The sequence below is a fragment of the Ulvibacterium sp. genome (assembly GCF_965248315.1).
In the GTDB taxonomy this organism is placed as follows: Bacteria; Bacteroidota; Bacteroidia; order Flavobacteriales; family Flavobacteriaceae; genus Ulvibacterium.
The window spans coordinates 3,264,562-3,284,848 of the sequence record NZ_CBDFIX010000002.1 but is presented as its reverse complement, the minus strand read 5'-3'; the positions used below and the strand labels follow the sequence as shown (position 1 = coordinate 3,284,848).

The 20,287-nt window shown below is 43.0% G+C and carries 20 protein-coding genes; 13 read left to right on the top strand and 7 right to left on the bottom strand.

The window, feature by feature from the left end:
* Nucleotides 1-373 precede the first annotated feature (373 nt).
* A complete protein-coding gene (locus ACP2AF_RS15695) occupies nt 374-1,873 on the bottom strand; it encodes a PQQ-dependent sugar dehydrogenase (protein WP_425237096.1) in 1,500 nt (499 codons plus the stop codon).
* A 195-nt stretch (nt 1,874-2,068) separates the two neighbouring features.
* Entirely contained in the window at nt 2,069-2,686 is a 618-nt protein-coding gene (locus ACP2AF_RS15690) for a hypothetical protein (RefSeq protein WP_425237095.1), read from the bottom strand.
* 247 nt (nt 2,687-2,933) lie between these two features.
* Between ACP2AF_RS15690 and ACP2AF_RS15685 the strand changes: the two genes are divergently transcribed.
* From ACP2AF_RS15685 to ACP2AF_RS15670, 4 genes are all read left to right on the top strand, one after another.
* Nucleotides 2,934-3,581 carry a hypothetical protein gene (locus tag ACP2AF_RS15685; protein ID WP_425237094.1) on the top strand — a complete coding sequence of 216 codons (648 nt, stop codon included), beginning with the start codon at nt 2,934-2,936 and terminating at the stop codon, nt 3,579-3,581.
* Between the two features lie 382 nt (nt 3,582-3,963).
* Complete coding sequence (locus ACP2AF_RS15680; RefSeq protein WP_425237093.1) at nt 3,964-4,437, top strand: hypothetical protein; 474 nt, start codon at nt 3,964-3,966, stop codon at nt 4,435-4,437.
* Nucleotides 4,438-4,637: 200 nt separating this feature from the next.
* Nucleotides 4,638-6,779 carry a S9 family peptidase gene (locus ACP2AF_RS15675; protein WP_425237092.1) on the top strand — a complete coding sequence of 714 codons (2,142 nt, stop codon included), beginning with the start codon at nt 4,638-4,640 and terminating at the stop codon, nt 6,777-6,779.
* Between the two features lie 523 nt (nt 6,780-7,302).
* On the top strand, nt 7,303-7,536 hold the full coding sequence (locus ACP2AF_RS15670; RefSeq protein WP_425237091.1) for a hypothetical protein: 234 nt from the start codon (nt 7,303-7,305) through the stop codon (nt 7,534-7,536).
* 150 nt (nt 7,537-7,686) lie between these two features.
* On the opposite strand, the gene ACP2AF_RS15665 is transcribed toward ACP2AF_RS15670, so the two are convergent.
* Nucleotides 7,687-8,460, bottom strand: coding sequence for a 3-keto-disaccharide hydrolase (locus tag ACP2AF_RS15665; protein ID WP_425237090.1), 774 nt, complete (start codon nt 8,458-8,460; stop codon nt 7,687-7,689).
* A gap of 397 nt (nt 8,461-8,857) precedes the next feature.
* On the opposite strand from ACP2AF_RS15665, the gene ACP2AF_RS15660 reads away from it, so the two are divergent.
* The 6 genes from ACP2AF_RS15660 (at nt 8,858) to cysS (ending at nt 12,622) form a co-directional block, all read left to right on the top strand.
* Nucleotides 8,858-9,250 (top strand): hypothetical protein, encoded by a 393-nt coding sequence (locus tag ACP2AF_RS15660; RefSeq protein WP_425237089.1) that lies wholly within the window; start codon nt 8,858-8,860, stop codon nt 9,248-9,250.
* 71 nt (nt 9,251-9,321) lie between these two features.
* Nucleotides 9,322-9,573: a membrane protein insertion efficiency factor YidD gene (gene yidD, locus ACP2AF_RS15655; protein WP_425237088.1), complete on the top strand. Its 252-nt coding sequence runs from the start codon at nt 9,322-9,324 to the stop codon at nt 9,571-9,573.
* Nucleotides 9,557-9,979, top strand: a complete 423-nt coding sequence (locus tag ACP2AF_RS15650) for a phosphoribosyl-AMP cyclohydrolase (protein WP_425237087.1) — start codon at nt 9,557-9,559, stop codon at nt 9,977-9,979. Before yidD ends, ACP2AF_RS15650 begins: the two co-directional genes overlap by 17 nt.
* 2 nt (nt 9,980-9,981) lie before the next feature.
* Nucleotides 9,982-10,650: a GTP cyclohydrolase I FolE gene (gene folE, locus ACP2AF_RS15645; protein ID WP_425237086.1), complete on the top strand. Its 669-nt coding sequence runs from the start codon at nt 9,982-9,984 to the stop codon at nt 10,648-10,650.
* 11 nt (nt 10,651-10,661) lie between these two features.
* The gene (locus ACP2AF_RS15640; protein WP_425237085.1) at nt 10,662-11,123 is read left to right on the top strand and encodes a Fur family transcriptional regulator; all 462 of its coding nucleotides are present in this window, start codon (nt 10,662-10,664) and stop codon (nt 11,121-11,123) included.
* Nucleotides 11,120-12,622: a cysteine--tRNA ligase gene (gene cysS / locus ACP2AF_RS15635; RefSeq protein ID WP_425238038.1), complete on the top strand. Its 1,503-nt coding sequence runs from the start codon at nt 11,120-11,122 to the stop codon at nt 12,620-12,622. The genes ACP2AF_RS15640 and cysS overlap by 4 nt, the downstream gene beginning before the upstream one ends.
* 127 nt (nt 12,623-12,749) lie before the next feature.
* Here cysS and ACP2AF_RS15630 read toward each other — a convergent pair whose 3' ends face one another.
* The 4 genes from ACP2AF_RS15630 to ACP2AF_RS15615 all read right to left on the bottom strand — a co-directional run bounded on the left by ACP2AF_RS15630 (nt 12,750) and on the right by ACP2AF_RS15615 (nt 16,731).
* Nucleotides 12,750-13,970, bottom strand: coding sequence for a GTP-binding protein (locus ACP2AF_RS15630; protein WP_425237084.1), 1,221 nt, complete (start codon nt 13,968-13,970; stop codon nt 12,750-12,752).
* Between the two features lie 146 nt (nt 13,971-14,116).
* Nucleotides 14,117-14,761 (bottom strand): DUF1826 domain-containing protein, encoded by a 645-nt coding sequence (locus ACP2AF_RS15625; RefSeq protein ID WP_425237083.1) that lies wholly within the window; start codon nt 14,759-14,761, stop codon nt 14,117-14,119.
* Nucleotides 14,758-15,192: a MerC domain-containing protein gene (locus tag ACP2AF_RS15620; RefSeq protein ID WP_425237082.1), complete on the bottom strand. Its 435-nt coding sequence runs from the start codon at nt 15,190-15,192 to the stop codon at nt 14,758-14,760. The genes ACP2AF_RS15625 and ACP2AF_RS15620 overlap by 4 nt, the downstream gene beginning before the upstream one ends.
* 300 nt (nt 15,193-15,492) lie before the next feature.
* Nucleotides 15,493-16,731, bottom strand: coding sequence for a serine hydrolase domain-containing protein (locus tag ACP2AF_RS15615; protein ID WP_425237081.1), 1,239 nt, complete (start codon nt 16,729-16,731; stop codon nt 15,493-15,495).
* Between the two features lie 207 nt (nt 16,732-16,938).
* On the opposite strand from ACP2AF_RS15615, the gene ACP2AF_RS15610 reads away from it, so the two are divergent.
* From ACP2AF_RS15610 to ACP2AF_RS15600, 3 genes are all read left to right on the top strand, one after another.
* Entirely contained in the window at nt 16,939-18,618 is a 1,680-nt protein-coding gene (locus ACP2AF_RS15610) for a histidine kinase (protein WP_425237080.1), read from the top strand.
* A gap of 3 nt (nt 18,619-18,621) precedes the next feature.
* A complete protein-coding gene (locus ACP2AF_RS15605; protein WP_425237079.1) occupies nt 18,622-19,320 on the top strand; it encodes a LytR/AlgR family response regulator transcription factor in 699 nt (232 codons plus the stop codon).
* A 107-nt stretch (nt 19,321-19,427) separates the two neighbouring features.
* Nucleotides 19,428-20,252 carry a dienelactone hydrolase family protein gene (locus tag ACP2AF_RS15600; protein ID WP_425237078.1) on the top strand — a complete coding sequence of 275 codons (825 nt, stop codon included), beginning with the start codon at nt 19,428-19,430 and terminating at the stop codon, nt 20,250-20,252.
* Nucleotides 20,253-20,287 lie beyond the last annotated feature (35 nt).

The window sequence follows — 20,287 nt, the reverse complement described above, 5'->3', positions numbered from 1 at the left end:
ATAAAGCCGGTTTTGTGCCAGTGGCTACAAAACGTGTACGAATTGTCCCAAAATTGAATTTTTTGGCCTTCAATTCATTCCATGCGCTCAACTTCCCCTCCAATAGTTATGGGGGCTTTGATGTGCTGTGCATTCCCCCACCCCGCTGTACGACTTGTCTGTCTCTACCAGATTATGGTACATTTTGTATTTAGGATTTAGCTAGTGGTTGAAACTAAAACCAAGAAGGATGACATATTGGCATTGATTCAGAACAAATTTGAATAGTGAAGTTTTACAGTAAGGAAGAAAATCCCCAAACTATAAGGGCAAAACTTGTCAAAGGTTGGGTCAGTTACAAAACACGGTATCTAACCCAAAATAAAGTGGGGTACTATTGCTCGGGCACCAGGCGTATTAATCTGCCGGGCCCCTCTACCAAAACATATAGATAACCATCTGTACCCATTTGTGCGTCACGTACCCGGCCTATCCCATCCAATAGCGTTTCATGGCCAACGACCGCGTTACCGTTCATCTTTAAACGATGAAGGTATTCGAATTTAAGGGAACCGACGAACAGGTCATTTTTCCAATTTCCGTAAAAATCGCTGGACACAAAGGTCATGCCACAGGGCGCAATAGAAGGGGTCCAGTGATATACGGGCTGTTCCATACCGTTCAATTCCGTAAGGTCCGTAAATGAGCTTCCATCATAATTGACACCGTATGAAATCACGGGCCAACCGTAGTTCTTCCCTGCTTCCAAAATATTGATTTCGTCACCGCCCTGGGGCCCATGCTCGCCTTCCCAAACCGTTCCGGTTTCCGGGTGCAGGTCCATACCTTGGGGATTGCGCGTACCGTAGGTGAAAATGGAACTGACCGCCCCCGGAGTACTGTAAAAAGGGTTGTCGGTCGGAATTTCGCCGTCGTCATGGATACGGTGTATTTTTCCGTGGGAATTTTCCAAATCCTGAGGATACGCATCCCGGTTTCCTCGATCACCTACGGAAATATATAAGTAGCCATTGTTGTCGAATACCAGTCGTGATCCAAAATGTTGGCCACTATTGATATACGGCAGTGCCGTAAAGATGTTCTCCACCTCAACCAGGTTGTTCCCCTGTAGCCTGGCCCTTGCCACCGCAGTAGAGCGTTCAGAGGAATTACTGGGGTTGACCCGGGAATAGGACAGATAAACGAATGCATTGTTTTCAAAATCGGGATGTATGAGCACGTCCAACAAGCCCCCCTGCCCTTGCGAAGCCACATTGGGGACACCGGTAACTTCCGTCAATTGCTTATTGTTCCCTATCAAAAACAGCCTCCCGCCGCGCTCGGTTACCAAAATTTCGCCATTGGGCAATTGTTCCAACCCCCAAGGAATGCCGGGAATATCATCGGTTTGGGTCTCCAATCGGAAGGTCAGGTCATCGGATGCGATCAAACCGGACAAATCGGGGTTTTCCGCCTCCAACATCGCTTTGGTCTTTCCATCGATCTCGGTAAGGATATAATTGGTCAGTTCCTCGATTTCCTGAGCACCCAAAGCCGATCCGTAGGCGGGCATACCATTGTTGGCATACCCATCCGTTATGGATTGTATCACCTCTTCCAGGGAATTGCCATAAGTCCATTCGCGTTCCACAAAGGAGCCCAGGTCCTGTCCATGGCAACCACCACATTGATTTCTATAGGTGAGGGCAACTCCTTCCAAATCCACAATTTCATCGCCCGGATTTATTCCTTCTTCGGGCGACTCGGGATCCTCCGAGTTGTTACAGCCCAACAGCAGGGACAAAAATAACAACCCAACCCATAGCGTTGTGGTATAGGTGTGCTTTGGTTTGAAAGTTATCTCGGAAAACGGATTTGAGGTGATTGGGGTCATAGTATTCCATTTTAAATTATTTGGAGCGCTTTTACTAGCTAGTGTAGTGGTAATCATGTTCACCCCCAACATGACCACAGACACCAAGTACATCCGCGTTCTATATAATGTAACGTACTATATAATAATAAAGTATGGGGTTGGGATGACAATGGGGTATTCGTTAACTTCATTTTCTTTTTGTTTTCCAGTTATTTATGGAACACAATATGCCAAGCAAAACGCATAAAGCTCGGGAACCGTTCTAAGGGATGGAGTATCCTCGTAAAGTGCCTTGGTCAGTGCCGGACAATTGGGAAAATAGGCCGCGAGCTGTTTCTTTTTAAACCCAAAAAGGCCTTGGGTCACCCGAACCATTTCCGGGTCTCCGGGCCTGTAAAATAAAGGAAAGGCATCCAGATAGGAATTGTCATCATGAACAAAAAGATATTCAAAATAGATGAGCCCCTCCGATTGGTGGATTACCTTCAAAAATACGTGTGGTGCCGCCTCATCCGTATAATATCGGAACTTAAAGAAAGTACTTTCTTCCCGGAACAGCATGGATAGAAAATGTTGCCCCTGATACCCGTACCCCAAAATATCGTTGGGCCCATACTTCTTGGTACGGGACCTGCCCGCTTCCCTAAAACGAATCTTGTTGTACAGGGAAACAAAGGGTTCTGGCGATCGATCCTTAACGAGCCCTGGGATGGTATCCCCGTTCAGTGCAATAATGTATCCCTCCTGGAACGATTTTTTCTGTGCGGTTAAAGGATGGATAGCGCAAAGAAGAATGACCACTAGCATTGGCCTTTTGAACATTTCACTCATTGGATTGGTTTTGGTACATCAGGTAAACCATCAAATGGTGTACCATAATCACAGGCAAGGTTGTATTTCGCTTTGATTTTAGGGGAATTCAAAGAAAATTTATCGTTTTTTTAATCACGCATTCTTCACCCGGCTTGCGGGTCTATATCGCCTTGGTTGCCACCTTGGACACAACTCTCGGTACAGTGAAATGTGGTCATATTGAACATTAATAGTACATTTGACCTTCTTCTTGCTATCTCAACTTATGAAATATAAAGGCTATCTGTTCCTATTCGTTTTTTTAGTGATTTCCTGTACTTCCAAGCCCTTAACCAGTAAGGAAATCGCCCTGAAGTGCCAGGAATATCATGATGCGAAGGGTCGCTGGTATGATAAGGTGGTAGCCTTGGAACTGGAAAGTAAAAGCATTTTTAGCGATAATAACACGGAGCGTATCCATCTAAAAATCGATAACAAGGCCAATACGTTTGAGTATCATAATCTGTTTCGCGAAGTACACTTGGAATTCCGGCAGGATACTTGTATCGCACATAACGACAATTCCAGCTGTGAGGACTATGAATGGGCCTCAAAGTTCTATCCTTACATTTGGGGGATGCATGCCAAGTTCTTCGATCCCGGAATCCAGGTAAAGGAAGCCTATAAAGAAGCATTGATCAATAAGGTGCCGGTGTATGTGATCCACATTGATTATGAAAAAGAAAATTGGGACTTTTACATCGACAAAGGCTCTTTTTATTTGGCGGGCTTTAAGTTCGTTAAAAAAGATGATAGTGGCGGGGAAATCGTGTATAACGAAGGAAGCAAGAACGTAAACGGAACGATAATGCCTGTCAAAAGGACCTGGTATGATTTAGATATGAAGTTGTTGGGGACAGATATTTTAAAATAGTTATGGCTGCTTCCAGCCCATATAAGTTTTTTAATGATTCCAAATGATTTTATAACCATCCTGGATTGCCCGGTATTCACTTTTTTAACACAAAGTCAAACACTATAGAGATCATGTTTGGCGACTCCGCACCTACTTGACATGGTTTCACCCCATTTTCTAAAGCTTTAATGCAATATACTTGCCGTCCGGTGACCAATTAGGCACATTTATGGATCTTTGACCCACTAGAGGTATCGACAGTTTTTGGGATACCTTCATCATAAGGCACCCTCTATATAGCATTTAAACTATTAAAATACAGTGTTTTATATTTTTTTTTGTATCTTAAGGACTGATGGATAAAAATCTTTTTAAGCAATCGATGGTCAAAAACATGTTGTTGATATCGTTCTTATTTGCCTCAGGTTTTTCAATGATGTCCTGTAGCAGTGATGAGGATGAGGAAGGGGGGATTAATTTTTCTGACTGTTCCCTTGACGGACCTAATTTTTCAATATCGGATGTAGCCGGAAACTGGACCGCAACACAGGCCAATTTTGACATTCCTGGAACGTCACAACAAATTGATGTTGTTGCAGAAGGCGGGACGGCGACGCTCAATGTTCAGTCCAACGGTGCATTTACCTTGCTTATTACGGAAAACGGTGCATCGAGCGAATCGACCACTGGGGATTTGGCGTTCTGCGCAGGATTGTTTACAGTGAGATATGATGATGCTCCCAATGATCCAGAAACTATACAAGGCTCTTTGAATAACGGAGTGTTCACCATCACCGGACCAGTAGAATACGACGTTGATGGAGATGGTAGTGACGATGAGGCATTTGTAATATTGAGGATGGAGCGAAGCTAAAGATATTATTGTCTCTTTTCGTCTCATCTTTTATGCGTTTGTATTGCGATGAAAAATTAGAGGTCGGTAGCGTTTCCCCATTTTTTGGTTAATTTGGGGTACAACCAATAATTGGAACAATGAAGCCCGGTCTATTCCTCTCAATTTTTTTACTCCTTACATTTTCTTCTCCTTCACAGGAAACCCTAAAACTTGAAGATATGTACACCCACGGCACCTATGCTACCAAGGGATATGGGCCCGTGCGCTGGATGAAGGACAATACCGGCTATTCTACCTTGGAGGAAAACTCGGAATTTGGGGGAAACGATATCATACGCTATGAGGCTAGATCAGGAAAAAGGTCGGTATTGGTGTCGGCGGGAAAGTTAATACCGACTGGGGCATCCGCGCCCTTGTCCATTCGGAATTACGAATGGTCATTGGACAATTCAAAATTGTTGCTTTTCACCAATACCCGAAAAGTTTGGCGCTACCATACCCGAGGGGATTATTGGGTTTTGGATTTGGCATCGGGTGCGCTAAAACAACTGGGGAAATCCATGGAACCCAGTTCCCTGATGTTCGCCAAATTTTCACCGGACGCCTCAAGGGTTGGCTACGTGAGTAAGAACAATATTTATGTGGATGATCTGGAATCCGGTAAAACGACCCAAATTACATTTGACGGCAATGAATCGATTATCAATGGCACTTTTGATTGGGTCTACGAGGAAGAACTGTCGTGCAGGGATGGTTTTCGATGGAGTCCGGATGGGGAACAAATCGCCTATTGGCAGTCCAACACCAAGAACATCGGGACGTTCTATATGATCAATAATGTGGACTCCATTTATTCCAAGCCGATCCCGCTGCCCTATCCCAAAGTAGGGACCAAAAATTCCGAGGTAAAAGTGGGGGTTGTAAATGCCGATGGTGGCGCTACCCAATGGTTTGCTATTCCCGGCGACTCCACAAACAACTATTTGGCCAGGATGGATTTTATTCCCGATTCCAATGAAGTAATGATTCAACAATTGAATAGGAGGCAGAATTCCAATACGGTTTGGATCGGGGATACCAAAAGCATGGAACTCCGCACGATTTTCACTGACGTGGACAATGCCTGGTTGGATATACATGACAATATTATGTGGCTGGAGAACAGGAAATTCTTCACCTGGACCAGCGAAAAGGATGGTTGGTTGCACTTGTACAAAGTATCTCGTGATGGGCAACAATGGAGTACCATTACCCAAGGAAATATGGACGTGGTTCGGATCAATTGTATCGACCCAAAAGGAGGCTATGTGTATTACATCGCTTCGCCCGATAATTATACCCAACGCTATTTGTATCGAAGTAAGATTGATGGCAGCAGTGCCCCGGAACGGGTTAGTCCAAACGATCAATCGGGGCAACATGCCTATCAAATTTCTGCGGATGCCCAATACGCCGTTCATACGTTTCAAAATGCAACGACGCCCCAAATCATCTCCTTGATCAATTTGCAGAAACACAAACCCATCCGAGTCCTGGAGGACAATGCAACTTTGGCAGATAAAGTCAATGCACTAGGGTTAACACCCAAGGAGTTCATTAAATTGGATATAGGCGAAGTGATATTGGATGCTTGGATGATCAAGCCCGTTAATTTTGAATTGGAAAATAAATACCCCATCATATTTTATATCTATGGGGAACCTGCTGGGTCTACGGTTCAGGATGCTTGGCAAGGTGGGGATTTATGGCATCATTATCTGGCCCAACAAGGCTATGTTGTGGTCAGTATCGATAACCGAGGCACCAAGACACCCAGGGGGCGGGATTGGCGTAAATCCATTTATGGCCAAATCGGAATTTTAGCGGCGCAGGATCAAGTGGCTGCGGCCCAACAACTGTTCAAAACCTACCCTTTTATTGATACCGATAGAGTGGGTATTTGGGGCTGGAGCGGGGGCGGTCAAATGACCATGAATTGCTTGTTCAGATATCCAGAAATCTACAATTCGGGATTGGCGGTGGCCTTTGTGGCCGATCAAAGACTGTATGACAACATTTATCAAGAGCGATATATGGGCCTATTGGAAGACAATGAAGCGAATTATATAGCGGGTTCGCCCATAACCCATGCAAAAAATTTAAAAGGGAATCTCATGATTATCCATGGAACGGCCGATGACAATGTACACTATCAGAGTTTTGAACGACTGGCCAACGAACTTATTACCCACAACAAAATGTTTGATATGATGTCCTACCCCATGCGGTCTCACCGCATAAACGAGCGCGAGAACACTACTTTGCACCTAAGGGAAACCATGGTCAGGTATTGGAAGCGAGTCATGAATTTAAATAAGTAAATTGAAAATTTGGAGCAATTTACATGCCACACACCTTTCTGTATACCAAAAAGGCATATAAACGGGCTGGCATTACACTCATCTCCTATCCTTTGTCTTCACTCAGGACAAGCGGGCCGTGCAATAGGTGTTTATTCATGGCTTGTCATTTTATTACTTAAATAATAACCGATGAATAAAATTTCGGTTTTCTGGGAATTGGTCATACTTTTGTTGAACCTTTGTGGGGTGACTATATCTTTGGGCGAAAGAAACGTTCATTAGGCGACTTAAATCTTCCAAAACTATAAGGAAGCAGCCAAAAAGACTTGGTCGATTGCCGTTTTAGAAAGAAAGGTCATTGGCCCTTGCTGCAAGATAAACTCAAAAAAAGCAAGGCGGCAGTAAGGATTGGCTATTCTACCGACTGAGGCAAGGACGACCGGTCGGAAGAGCACATCGCAGACCCCTTTTTAGCAAGGGTGAAGATGAAGCTGTTAAAAATGAAGAACTGGCATTGGCCCTACAGAATGGTTTTAGACGTATGAAAATATCTCTGGAAAAGGCAAAGCAGATTTGTACCAAAACCCAATATGGAGAAGCTACTTGGTGGGAAGTACTGCAACTTAAAGTGTATTTGTTGTTTTGTAAGGAGTGCGCTGAATTCTCCGAAAAGAATGGTAAGCTTACATCTTTGTGTGAACGTATCGAGTTATTTTCACTTTCTGAGGAAGATAAGATTGCCATGAAAGAACGGTTGAAAAAGAAACTTCAATAGATAGTGTAGTACAAACTGGACCACTGCTTAGGCACGCTCCTTCTTCAAAAGCTCTACCGGTCCTTTGTTATTCAGCCGCAACTAAAGTTCAAGCCATCCTCAATGCCATTTAAATGGAACTGGCGGGCTATATGGTCCGTTATACTTTTATTATAGCTCACGGATTTTTACATTACGGAACCAAGCCTCAAAATACCAGTTCTGTAGCGCAATCTTTCCTTTGGTAGCCTTACCAAAACCGGGTGCGTCCTTAAAACCCGATGCGTTAATTTTGGTAATCCAATCTCTTGATGTTAAGTCTTCTTCAGCGGTAAGCGCACCATTGAGGTAGAATTGAATCTTCCCCTCTTGTTGAATAATTCTTGCGGTATTCCATTGCCCAGTAGGTTTGGCCTCTACTTGGTTGAGTTGAGGTGATAATCCCCACAGACAACCTGGCCGTTTCATAGGGGTTTTAGTATCCATATGTTCGGGATCCAGTAGTTGGTATTCAGGCCCTGTCTGGTAGGTAGCCTTGTATTCCGGTAACTCCTGTACATTGATAAAAACGCCTCCGTTTCCCCTGATTGCCATTTGCCAATCAAATACCAGCTCGTAGTTTTCAAATTCTTTATCGGTCACCAAATCCCCAAAGATTTTGGCTTCATCGGTGGCATTACAAAAAATATGGCCCTCCCGTACTTCCCATGCAGAAAATCGGGTAGAATCCGGTTTATTGTATAGATGCCACCCATTAAGGGTTTTACCATCAAAAAGCAATTCCCAACCCTGCTCTTTTTCTATATCAAGTAATTGATTATGAACCTTGTTCTTAATGGCCAGTTCCTTGGAACGTGAAATCTGGAATTTATTGTTTTTGTCGGTCTTGCAGGAAACACCGATGAGCAGCGCTATCAGTAAAATAAAAAGGGAATTTCTAGTCATTTTTTAGTTAGGTAATAATAATTTAGTTGCTACTGAGGTCTGAACGTCGAATTGTTATTTCCCAATTTTGTCCAAACCCTTTACAGATTCTAAAATAACAATAAACTTCATAAACCGTACTTTTTTTAGTATTCTTAGTACGCATCCTCAACTTTACGCATGCTTTGCCCCTCTTTTTTAAGACTAACTCGGCTTAATTAAATGCAACTGTGTTGCATTTATTGTAATACCTCTTATATTTGCAACAATATTGCATTAGTGAAAATGATAGTGGTCTTGGGTGAAAAATGATGCAACTCGGGTATGTAGACATAGCAGGGTGCTGTTAAAACAATAAATACGAAACGAAATGATACCAAGAAAATGCCTAGTACATCCATGTAAAATTCTTGTTCTCATGTTTGGAATACTGGCACTATCGTCTGCCTGTGGTGATAAAAAGCAAATGAATGAAGACCTGCAACGGGCATTCGAACTTCATAAGGAAGCCATGGAAATTCGTCATATGACGCAGGATCAAATAGCTCAGCTAAAGGCCAATACGGATTCCTTGTTCGTTAAAACGTATACAAAGGATTTACAGTCCATCAGCCATTCGCTTGATGCATGGGACGAGCAACTGGTAGAAGTGCCCGGTTTTGAGGAAGAACATGACCATTCAGGCCATAATCATGAGCATCATCATGATGAGCACCCGGAATTGACCCCAAAGCAGCACTTGGAAGTACAGCAGCATCTATTGGAAGAAATAAAGGCAATCGCAATAAAAATCGATAATATAAAAGAATAGACCTCATCTATACGGTATCTTATAGGTTGTATGGGTTATCCATAAGTCTAGAAGAAGGAATTTCAAAAGCTGTGACACAAATACTAAAAGATATAATGATAAGTGGGGCACGCTTTTATCAAGTGGCCATCTCGCCCTTCTTCCCTTCCAGTTGCCGGCATCAGCCTACCTGTTCACAGTACATGATCGATGCCATTACTGGATGGGGGGCCATAAAAGGCCTGATTTTGGGAACCAAGCGACTTTTAAGATGCCACCCTTGGGGCACACAGGGATACGATCCTGTTCCAAAAAAGAAAATGTACAATGAATCTAAAAGGTAACTATAAAATCATGGAACTGGAGGAAGGTATTGAGTTCACACCCCAGTTTGATAAACGCAGTGGCCTACTGCCAGTGGCGGTTCAGGAAACAGACTCCGGACAACTTCTGATGCTGGCGTCCATTAATGCGGAAGCATTACGTAAAACGATAAAAACCGGTCTTGCTACTTTTTGGAGCACCTCCCGCAACAAGCTTTGGGTAAAGGGAGAAACCTCCGGGGATTTTCTGACAGTGGATACTATTCTGGTGGATTGTGATCAGGATGCTTTTGTCTATCAGGTTACCCTGCAGGGTGATGGTGTGTGCCATACCTATAACAAGCACGGTAAACACAGAAAAGCTTGCTTTTACCGGAATGTGGATACAAAAAACAATACACTTCAATTCATTAAAGATTTGCAATAGCTATGAGAATAGATGAAAAATTGATAGAGCAAAAACAGCACGACCTTAATGGGAACAACCATGTCATGACTTCAGTCGACACCCCGTTGCGGGAAGATGCCTTTGCTAAATCCGATGAGGAAAAAATGGCGAACATCGAAAAGCTCTTTGGGGGTATCATGGAAGAATTGGGTCTGGACCTGACCGATGATAGCCTGCGAGGCACTCCTTACCGCGTGGCCAAGATGTATGTAAAAGAGATTTTTCAGGGACTAAACCCCGAAAATAAGCCATCGCTTTCTGTCTTTGAAAACAAATATCAGTACAATAAAATGTTGGTGGAGAAGGATATCACGTTTTCATCTGCTTGTGAACATCATTTTCTACCCATTACGGGAAAGGCGCATGTGGCCTATATTTCTTCAGGTATGGTCATTGGCCTATCAAAAATCAACCGGGTCGTGGAATACTATGGAAAAAGGCCTCAGGTACAAGAACGCATGACCCTACAAATTTTCAACGAGCTAAAGGATGCACTTAAAACCGAAGATGTAATTGTAGTGGTAGAGGCCGAGCACCTTTGTGTGTCCACCCGTGGAGTAAATGATAAGACCAGCCGGACCACTACATTGGAATATGGAGGACGATTCAATGATATAGACTTGCGGAACGAATTCTACAACCTTATCTGAAGGTTAACGACATGAATAGGAAAAGTGCCATAGATCTCTTAAAAAGTCGGAATAAGCGCATCACCTCCAAGCGCTTGGCCATTCTGGAACTTTTTATGGGCAATTCAAAACCTTTTGCCCTATCCGAGATAGAAAAACAATTGTCAGGTTCCATGGACCGCGCGACAATGTATCGCACCCTTCATACTTTTGAGGCAATGGATCTGGTCATAAAATTGGTCGATCAACACGGTATTTGTCTATATATGTTAAACCATGAAAAACATAAGAATCTCAGTATACATCCCCATTTACACTGCAGGGAATGTGATAAAATAGTCTGTCTGCCCTGTCTGCCGGATGAGTACATGGAGGGACTCAAAAAATATGACATTAAAGAGATGTATTTCCTGATGCAAGGAAAATGTATCGAATGTTCCGATGGCCAAATAACGGAAGATACTGACAAAAAGCATTTGTGCTCGCCAACATGAACGATAGAACGGTCTATATAAAAAATTCACTTTCAGGAGAAAAGGAGCCATTTGTCCCTTTGGTGAAAGGAAAGTTAGGCATGTATGTGTGCGGCCCTACCGTATATGGCGAGCCGCATTTGGGACATGCACGATCAGCGATCACATTTGATACTGTGTACCGGTATTTTAGGTTCCTAGGGTATCAGGTGCGCTATGTTCGCAATATTACCGATGTAGGCCATCTGGAAGATGAATTGAACGAGCAAGGTGAGGATAAGATTGCAAAGAAAGCCCGTATCGAGCAGCTCGAACCTATGGAAGTGGCCCAAAATTATACTAATCTGTACCGGGATATGATGGCCAGGCTCAACGTATTGCCACCATCAATAGAGCCCACGGCATCTGGGCATATCCTTGAGCAGATCGACATGATCGAGCAAATCATGGCCAATGGTTTCGCCTATGAAAGGGATGGGTCGGTTTATTTCAATGTCATGGACTATGCGAAAAAGCATCATTACGGACAGCTTTCCGGCCGCGTGTTGGAAGATTTACTGGCCGGAAGGCGTGCACTGGATGGACAGGATCAGAAGAAACATCCGGCCGATTTTGCACTCTGGAAAAAAGCGGAAGCAGGACACCTTATGCAGTGGCGTTCTCCCTGGGGAATGGGTTTCCCCGGATGGCATATAGAATGCTCGGCCATGAGCATCAAATATCTTGGGCTTCCATTCGATATCCACGGTGGGGGTATGGATCTTAAATTCCCGCATCATGAAGCGGAGATTGCCCAGTGCCATGCCGCCTTTGGCCAGGCACCGGTCCGCTATTGGATGCATAATAATATGGTGACGCTCGATGGGCAAAAGATGGCAAAATCCAAAGGTAATTTTATTTCCTTGGGTCAAATGTTCAGTGGAGATCATCCATTGCTTGAAAAAGCCTATAGCCCCGTCACACTTCGCTTTGTAATATTACAGGCGCATTATGGCAGTACCATTGATTTTTCAAACCAGGCGATCAAGGCGGCGGAGGTAGCTTGTGGAAAATTACTGAGAGGACTGCAGCTTATCGAGGGATTGCAAGCGAAGGAGTCGGAGGATGTCGACAACGACCTATCGGCACAAATTCGAGGCACCTGTGAGCGTTGCTACGAAAACATGGATGATGATTTCAACACAGCGGAAACCATCGCCAGTCTTTTTGAACTTTTGCGGTTGGCACACAAAACTATGCAAGACCTGGGTGGCGTCTCAACAGAGACGTTGACCATCCTACAAAACACCTATCGCGGCTTTCTTACTGATGTATTGGGCATACAAGATGAAACCAAGATGAGCTTCCAGGATGAGCTGTTACCCGAAGTGATGGATATTCTGATCGAAGTGAGGCAACAGGCACGTGCCCAGAAAGACTTTGCATTCTCCGATTATGTTAGAGATAGACTGGCCACCATTGGGATACAGCTAAACGATGATAAAGAAGGTGCTACCTATGCGACCAGCAGAAATTTATAGCAATGGGCAGAAGTGAACGGTTTTTGACTTTTACCTGATAATCAGGATTTGAATGTTCCAGTACTTGTTGTACCGAAATATATTTTTGAGTTTTCTTTAGTATCTCATAGCCTGCCCATTAAGTAGTTTACTCCTGAGCATGCATCCTAGGCATAGGCCAGTTATCTGCGTATCCTTCAAGCCACCTTTGTGACTCAAGTTCTTGGTCTGTTGCCAGACAAGCATCCAGATTTGCCCTTATTTCCGCTTCGTCCATTTGCTGACCGATAAATACAATTTCATTTTTTCGGTCCCCAAAGGTTTTGTCCCAACTCTCTTTGATTATATCTTGGTTTTCGGTATACGATAAATATTGGATTCGTTTTTTAATAGGCATACTACTCCACCAAACCCCTGCACTATGCGCTTTTAAAGAACCTCCAGCTTGCCCCCAGACCAAGGCTTGTTCCGGCCTCGAAGCCAACCAGAATAAACCTTTACTTCTGATAATAGTTTTTGGGAATTCCCGAGCAAAATCCAAAAACCGGATGGGGTCAAAAGGTCTTTTGGATTTAAAAACAAAGGATGATATTCCATATTCCTCGGTTTCGGGAGTATGTTCATCTTTTTGAAGTTCCTCGATCCAACCGGCGGTTTGTTCCGCTTCCTCAAAATTGAAAAGTCCCGTGTTAAGAATTGTTTCAGGCGCTACTTTGCTGTAGGTCGATTCAATGATACGGGCAGCAGGGTTTAACTTTTGGATAGCTCCCCTTAAAGTCTTAAGGTCCTCAACGGTTATTAAGTCAGTTTTGTTTAGAATAATAACATTGGCAAACTCAACTTGGTCGGTCAATAGATCCGCAATATAGCGATGGTCTCCATCCATATTTGTAAGCTCCCTATCCATCAGTGTTTCCGGACTGCTAAAATCCTTGAAAAAATTAAAGGCGTCCACTACGGTTACCATAGTGTCTATGTAACTGAAACGTGAGAGGTCAATTCCGCTTTCTTCGTCTACAAAAGAAAAAGTTTGGGCAACCGGTACCGGTTCGCTAATGCCCGTACTTTCAATAAGGAGGTAATCAAACCGATTTTCTTTGGCCAAACGCTCCACTTCTATCATTAAATCTTCCCTAAGGGTACAGCAAATACATCCGTTGCTCATTTCCACTAGTTTTTCCTCCGTACGGGAAAGGGTGTTCTCGTTCTTAACCAATTGTGCATCCACATTGACCTCACTCATATCGTTTACGATTACGGCAACTTTCAAGCCTTCTTTATTGTGCAAAACATGGTTTAACAAAGTGGTTTTGCCCGCCCCAAGGAATCCGCTTAAAACCGTTACGGGAAGTTTTTTTTCTGTTTTCATATCATTTTAATTATTCTGACACATTTGTGGTATCCGGTGTTCCCTTTTTACGGAAATCACCAAACACTGTGGGTAAAGTTCTTTCATCCGATAGATTTCGCAATCACTTAAGCGAAGTTCTTCCCCTCTTCCTGGTCTTGGAAATATCATTTCAAAAGCTTTAGGGATTCATTGGTGTCGATCCTAAGCAATATTCGTTCCCCACTGTTTTCCTCAATACTAGGGCTACGATGCAAAATAGGGATTGCCTCCGGGTATAATGCACCTTTTAAAATGACTACGTCGCCAGTATCGACTTGTTGAACAAGACTTTCGTTACGTAAAATGGTTTGATTGCTTTTTCTGGCAAGGTAGGCCTTTCTATCTACGGCATAATCGGGTAGCCATAACGTACCTGGACCATAATAAGTACAGAGCATCCTCAATTCATTATTGTCAGCATGGAACCTGCGGCACATGTTTGTGTTGACTGTGGCCAGCAAGACCCTGAAAAATGATGATTTGGTTACTTGTTCGAATAGCTCCAAAAGACTTAAAATGTCTTCTAATAGGCTTTCATTTAAGTGTGGTGAGTTGGTAAAATAGTAGTTCAAGGAAAAGGTAATTTCTTCTACCGTACCATTTGCCCGACATTGTATGGGCCACTTTATGGCCCGGTTTAGCCCTTTCATCCATGATTCTGTCCCGCGCTGGTAAATGGCGATGTTTTTGGTTTTCAAATGAATGTCCTGTAATATTCCTATGTCGTCGCCAATTATGGCATTGTCATCCGGAATGTTTGTCAGTATCATCTATCCGTGTTTTCGGTAAGCGTGTCCATCTTTATTATTTTGCAATAACGGTGGTTGTACACATGCGCTATGACCAGGGTAATGGAACCAATATACATGAACCACTTCCCGTGGTGAAAATGAAAGGGTTCCGATAAAAGTCCAATTGCAAAAACGACCCATGCTCCCCATAGTACCCTCTTAATGCCCGTATGATTGGTGTGTCGTGCAGAGTACCAAACCGCAGCCAGACTCAAGATCAAAAAAAGGTAATCCAATAGTGCCCAAATCCCTTCTTCGTGACTGTGTTGGCCCATCGTACTTTCCAAAACAGGTTTGGCGGCAAAAAACACTGGGGTCAGGGCACAATGGATTGCGCACAGGCCACTGGCAACTGCTCCAAGAAAGTCGGAATAACTTAGTTTTTCCATTTGACCTATACCTTGTATCATAAATATTGCGGTCTTAAATGCAACTGAGTTGCAAAAATAAGCAAACAATTTTTGTTATTGCAACACGGTTGCAATAAATTTCCGACGGAGTATGCAAAAAACCAAGTTGGTCGATACATTGCTAGAAGAATTTTAGTGGAATGAAACGGCCTTATCCACATAGGAACTGGTGGAACGGCTTCATCTACAAATGAACAAATCTTAGATTTACCGTATTGTATAACGCTTGGAGGATATTGCGGAACGTAGTATAGAATCAGTTTCCTTGGTATTAATAAGGAGGTGCGAAAACTGTTGCTGCTACTTCATGAATGCCGGTAGGATCCGCTCGGCGGTTAGTTGCAGAGTACTGTTCTCGCGATCATGTGCGGTAACCACGATCATAAGGTCCAGCTCCTCAATTAGGATGATATACTGGCCTCCGCCCCCTTGGGCGGATGTGCTGTAAAAGCTCTTGCTACCAGATTTTAGATTCGCATTCCACCAGAAATATCCATAGCCCTGATTGGACACATCTTTACCGCCGCCGAAGACATCATCATCGCCCGTATAGAGTATCGGGCTGATTGCTTTTGCGATGTATGCTTCCGGAACCAGTTGTTCTCCATTCCATTTGCCCCTGTTTGTAGTCAAAATGCCCCACTTGACCATGTCACGAGATGTTATACTGGTACGCCAGCCCGCTTCTGGTAGACCACTAGGTTGTGTTAACCAGCTATAATTTGTGATACCCATTTTATCGAGAAGTTCATTTTTAATAAAGTCTTTGGCCGATCCGGGTACTACTGCGTTGAGGACCTGCATCACCAAGCCCGGGCCAGTGCCATATAAAAAGTTCTGAGAGGCCGGGGTGATAGGCGCACTATGCTCCAGCATGGCCTGAACCTGCTTCTGACCTTTTATCTGATCAGGGTTTTTCTCAAATTCTTCCCACTGTTTTTCTGCGATACGAATACCGGTGCTCATGGTCAGTGCCTTATGTAGGGTGATTAGCTCAGCACCCTCCACAAATTTTGTGGGGTCCAGATCTTTGAGAAAGCTGACCAAAGACTTGTCCAGATCGGCCATGGTCAGATACCCCAACTGAATGGCACGGCCAAGTAATAGACTGGTGTAAGCTTTAGTGGCCGATGCCTGCGGATGTGGTAGATTAACGCGACCTCTTGCATAATAAGATTCAAAGAGAAGCTTGTCCTGATGGAAAATAAGAAAGCTGTCGAAGTTGCCATGTTTACGGTCCGCAATCTCCTGTGCCAGCTTTAGGATCATCGCTTTATTGCCGCCATCGATGCCCAATTCGCCTACAGGGATACCGTCTTTTCTATCATCTGGTGCTATATCGATAAAGGCTTCCTCGAGAACAGGAATATCCCGGAACGGGAGCTCAGCTTGGGCCGATGTAGCCTCTGGTGCCAGGCCTTCGGTTTGTTGGGCAAAGCCACTATTTGTTCCTGTCAGGAGCGTTACCAAAAGTAAAGCTATTGTGTTCTTTATAGTTTTTGTTAATGACGGTAATTTTGTAATTCGCTCTCTTTTCATACGGTAGTACCTTTGATGTACATCGTTTAAATTTTCAACAGCCAAAAATGCATCCGGACCAAATGGGTCCAATGGTTTTTAATACTGCAAATCTGGTTTTTGACCCTCAGCTTTCCAATATAAATTATGCCAACTGCTCTATAAACTACTGAACTACTCCAAGAAGCCATCTTTAATGAATATCTTAGATTAACAAAACCGCTAAAAATGAACCTGAGATTTTTATTTGTTCTTCTCTTGGTGTTATTACCTGTGGTATCATTTTCTCAAAGTCCTGTTTTCAAGGAATATGGAACCAGATTCCGGATTGGAGATCAACAAAATTGGGCGGCAAAGGAGCTGCAAAATCAGCGTTGGAAAAAAGACTTGGAATTTGTTCCCAATGGTCAGGTTTTCTGGTCAAGAACCAAGATTGATATCCTAGAGCCCCCGGAACCCTTACAACCCTATGGGCTTCGGTTAGAGGTCTACGCTGAGTATGAAGTTTTTTGGGATGGGGTTTTGATCGGTAAAAATGGAAACCCGGGTCAGGAAGCAGACCTACCTCCTGAAGGTGAATTGTGGACCACTTTTAGCATTCCTACCCACTTGACCCATGAGGGAGAACACGTTATAGCGATGCGCCTTAGCAATTATTATTTTCCGGATCATGTTGGTATTTATGATCTGAAAATAGATAACTACAATGATTTGGTTACCGAACGCCTCATTCAAAACTCCTACATGCATATTTTTGCCGGAGCTTTTCTAGTGGCTTCCATCTATTTTCTTTTTCTATTCCTCGGCAATAAAAAAGAGTACCCCACTCTAATTTTTAGTATCAGTTGTTTTCTCTTCTTTAGCCTAACGATGACCCACTTTGTGAGAACAACCTTCCCGATCCATTATAGTCTGCACGTAATCCGTTTAGAGGTCATTACTAGTCTCATGTTCGGTATTTCTTTTTTAATACCACTCTATTTGTCTATACAGTTCCCCTACCCTAAACGGAAGTTTTTCCTTGGGATTTATACAGGAATTCTAATATATTTTTTCATCACTAAACAACATTTTTTTGACTTTACGATCTTAGCTATGGTGATTTGCCTATGGGTGTTTTCTTTTGGCATAGCGGTTAATGGAATATATAAAAAGGCAAAAGGCGCTCTTTTATTGTTACTTACGCTCCTCTTTTGTCTATTCATAGGTTATTCTGTTTCATTTAATGTGAGTCTTTTCACAGGTTTTAGCCTTATCCTGCTAAACATGCTGTACTTGCTTTCCCTTCGTATCAAAGAACAACGTTTGGCCTATGAAAAATCTTTGGTCCAATCCACTCGTCTTCGTTTGGAATTGTTAAAAAAGAATATTCAACCCCATTTTTTAATGAATACGCTTACTTCCTTGATCGATTGGATAGAGGAAGCACCTAAGAAAGGCGTTTTGTTTATAGAAGCCTTGGCCAAAGAATTTGATCTTTTGAGTCAGATTGAAAACCAGACACTAATACCTGTTGCCCAAGAAATTGCACTCTGTCGTGCACATCTGGATATTATGGAGTATCGTAAAGAAATAAACTATACTTGGGAAGAAGAAGGTATAGATCTAGGGCAAAAAATACCACCCGGAATTCTTCACACCTTATTGGAAAACGGGATTACTCATAGTATGCCTCTAAAAGATAACCGTATCAAATTTAAATTGATTTTTGAATCGAATAGCGATTGTAAATGGTATACCTTTTTAACCTTTGCTGCTCCATTGAATCAAGATGAGAATAAAAGAAAAGAAGGTACGGGACTGCGGTATATCAAGGCTCGACTTAGGGAGAGTTATCACGACAAATGGGAACTCACTTCAGAACCCGTGGGTCATGGCTGGAAAAACACCATAAAAATATATACTTAGGAGATGAAGATTTTAATTGTTGAAGATGAATCAAGGATCGCCAAAAGAATTGAACGGATGACCCGTGCTATTTTTGGAGATGGCCTACAATCAATACAGCATAGCAACACGCTTCAGGAGGCCATGACCATTATTGGGAATAACAAATTAGACCTTGTTCTTTTGGATTTGAATCTTAACGGTAGAAGTGGTTTTGAACTGCTTACCACAGCAGTTTCCGAATCGTTTCATACGATTGTTATTTCCGCCTATAAAGATCAGGCAATTACGGCTTTTGAACATGGGGTACTGGATTTTGTACCCAAACCTTTTAACCAAGAGCGGTTGGCGCAAGCCTTTAATCGGATGCATACTAAAGAAGCAACAGAAAACAACACGGTTAAATTTCTAGCCATAAAAAAAAGAGGCAGGATACAGCTGGTACCTATTAAAGATGTAATCTACATAAAAGGAGCGGGTACCTATACGGAACTATTTCTTACGGATGGCACTAAAGAATTACATGATAAGTCGCTCGAAAAGCTAGAACAGCTGTTATCCCATTCCTTTGAACGCATCCACAAATCGTACTTGGTAAAGATGTCCGAGATAACGAACATAAGTGTGGCCTCTGGAAGTAAATATATGGCCCAGCTACGGAATGGGTTGCGTATTCCTATCGGAAGAACAAAATACAAGGACCTAAAAGCGAAATGGATTTAAGGTGCCTTGGATGATTTCGTTTTTCCATACCACTAATATTCCAATACCTTTAATCAGAATTTCAACATTTGATTGATTATCTTTAGATGTACTTAAATTATGTGAAAATGAAAGATTTGATAAACCTTTTTCTTATTGTTGGTCTGGTAACCTTCGGATCTTGCAAATCTAAAACCGAGTCCAAGAAAATTTCTGAAGAACTTCCTATAAAGGTTCAAGGAGAGGAGGTAGCTTATGCTACTGATTCAACTGACCTAAAGGGATATATGGCCCATGATGTCAATATTAAAGAAAAGCGCCCCGGTATATTAATTGTCCACGAATGGTGGGGGCACAATGACTATGTGCGCCGACGTGCAGATATGTTGGCCGAACTTGGGTACACTGCACTGGCCGTTGATATGTATGGTGATGGGAAACTAGCCGATCATCCCGATGATGCAGGAAAGTTCGCCATGAGTGTTATGACCAATCTGCCCGAGGCCACGGCCCGTTTTAATGCGGCCATGGATGTATTAAAATCCCATGCTTCAGTGGATGGGGAAAAGATTGGAGCCATAGGTTATTGTTTTGGAGGTAGTGTGGTCTTGACCATGGCCAATTCTGGGGCAGATTTAGATGCAGTTGCGGCCTTCCATAGTGGGGTTCAACTTCCCATAATGCCCGGCGATAAGCTTAAGGCCAAGGTTTTGGTCTGCAATGGAGCGGATGATCCGTTTATTGACCCAGAATCTGTGGTGGCATTTAAAAGTGCATTGGATTCAATCAATGCCGATTATACCTATTTGTCATACCCAGGCGTAAAACATAGTTTCACCAGTAAAGAAGCTGATGCCAATGGGGAGAAATTCAATTTGCCCTTGGTATATGATGCTGATGCAGACGAGAAATCCTGGGCGAGTTTACGACAACTATTTTTAGAGACATTTTAAATAAGTCCAGTTTCAATTGGAGGATTGATTACTAG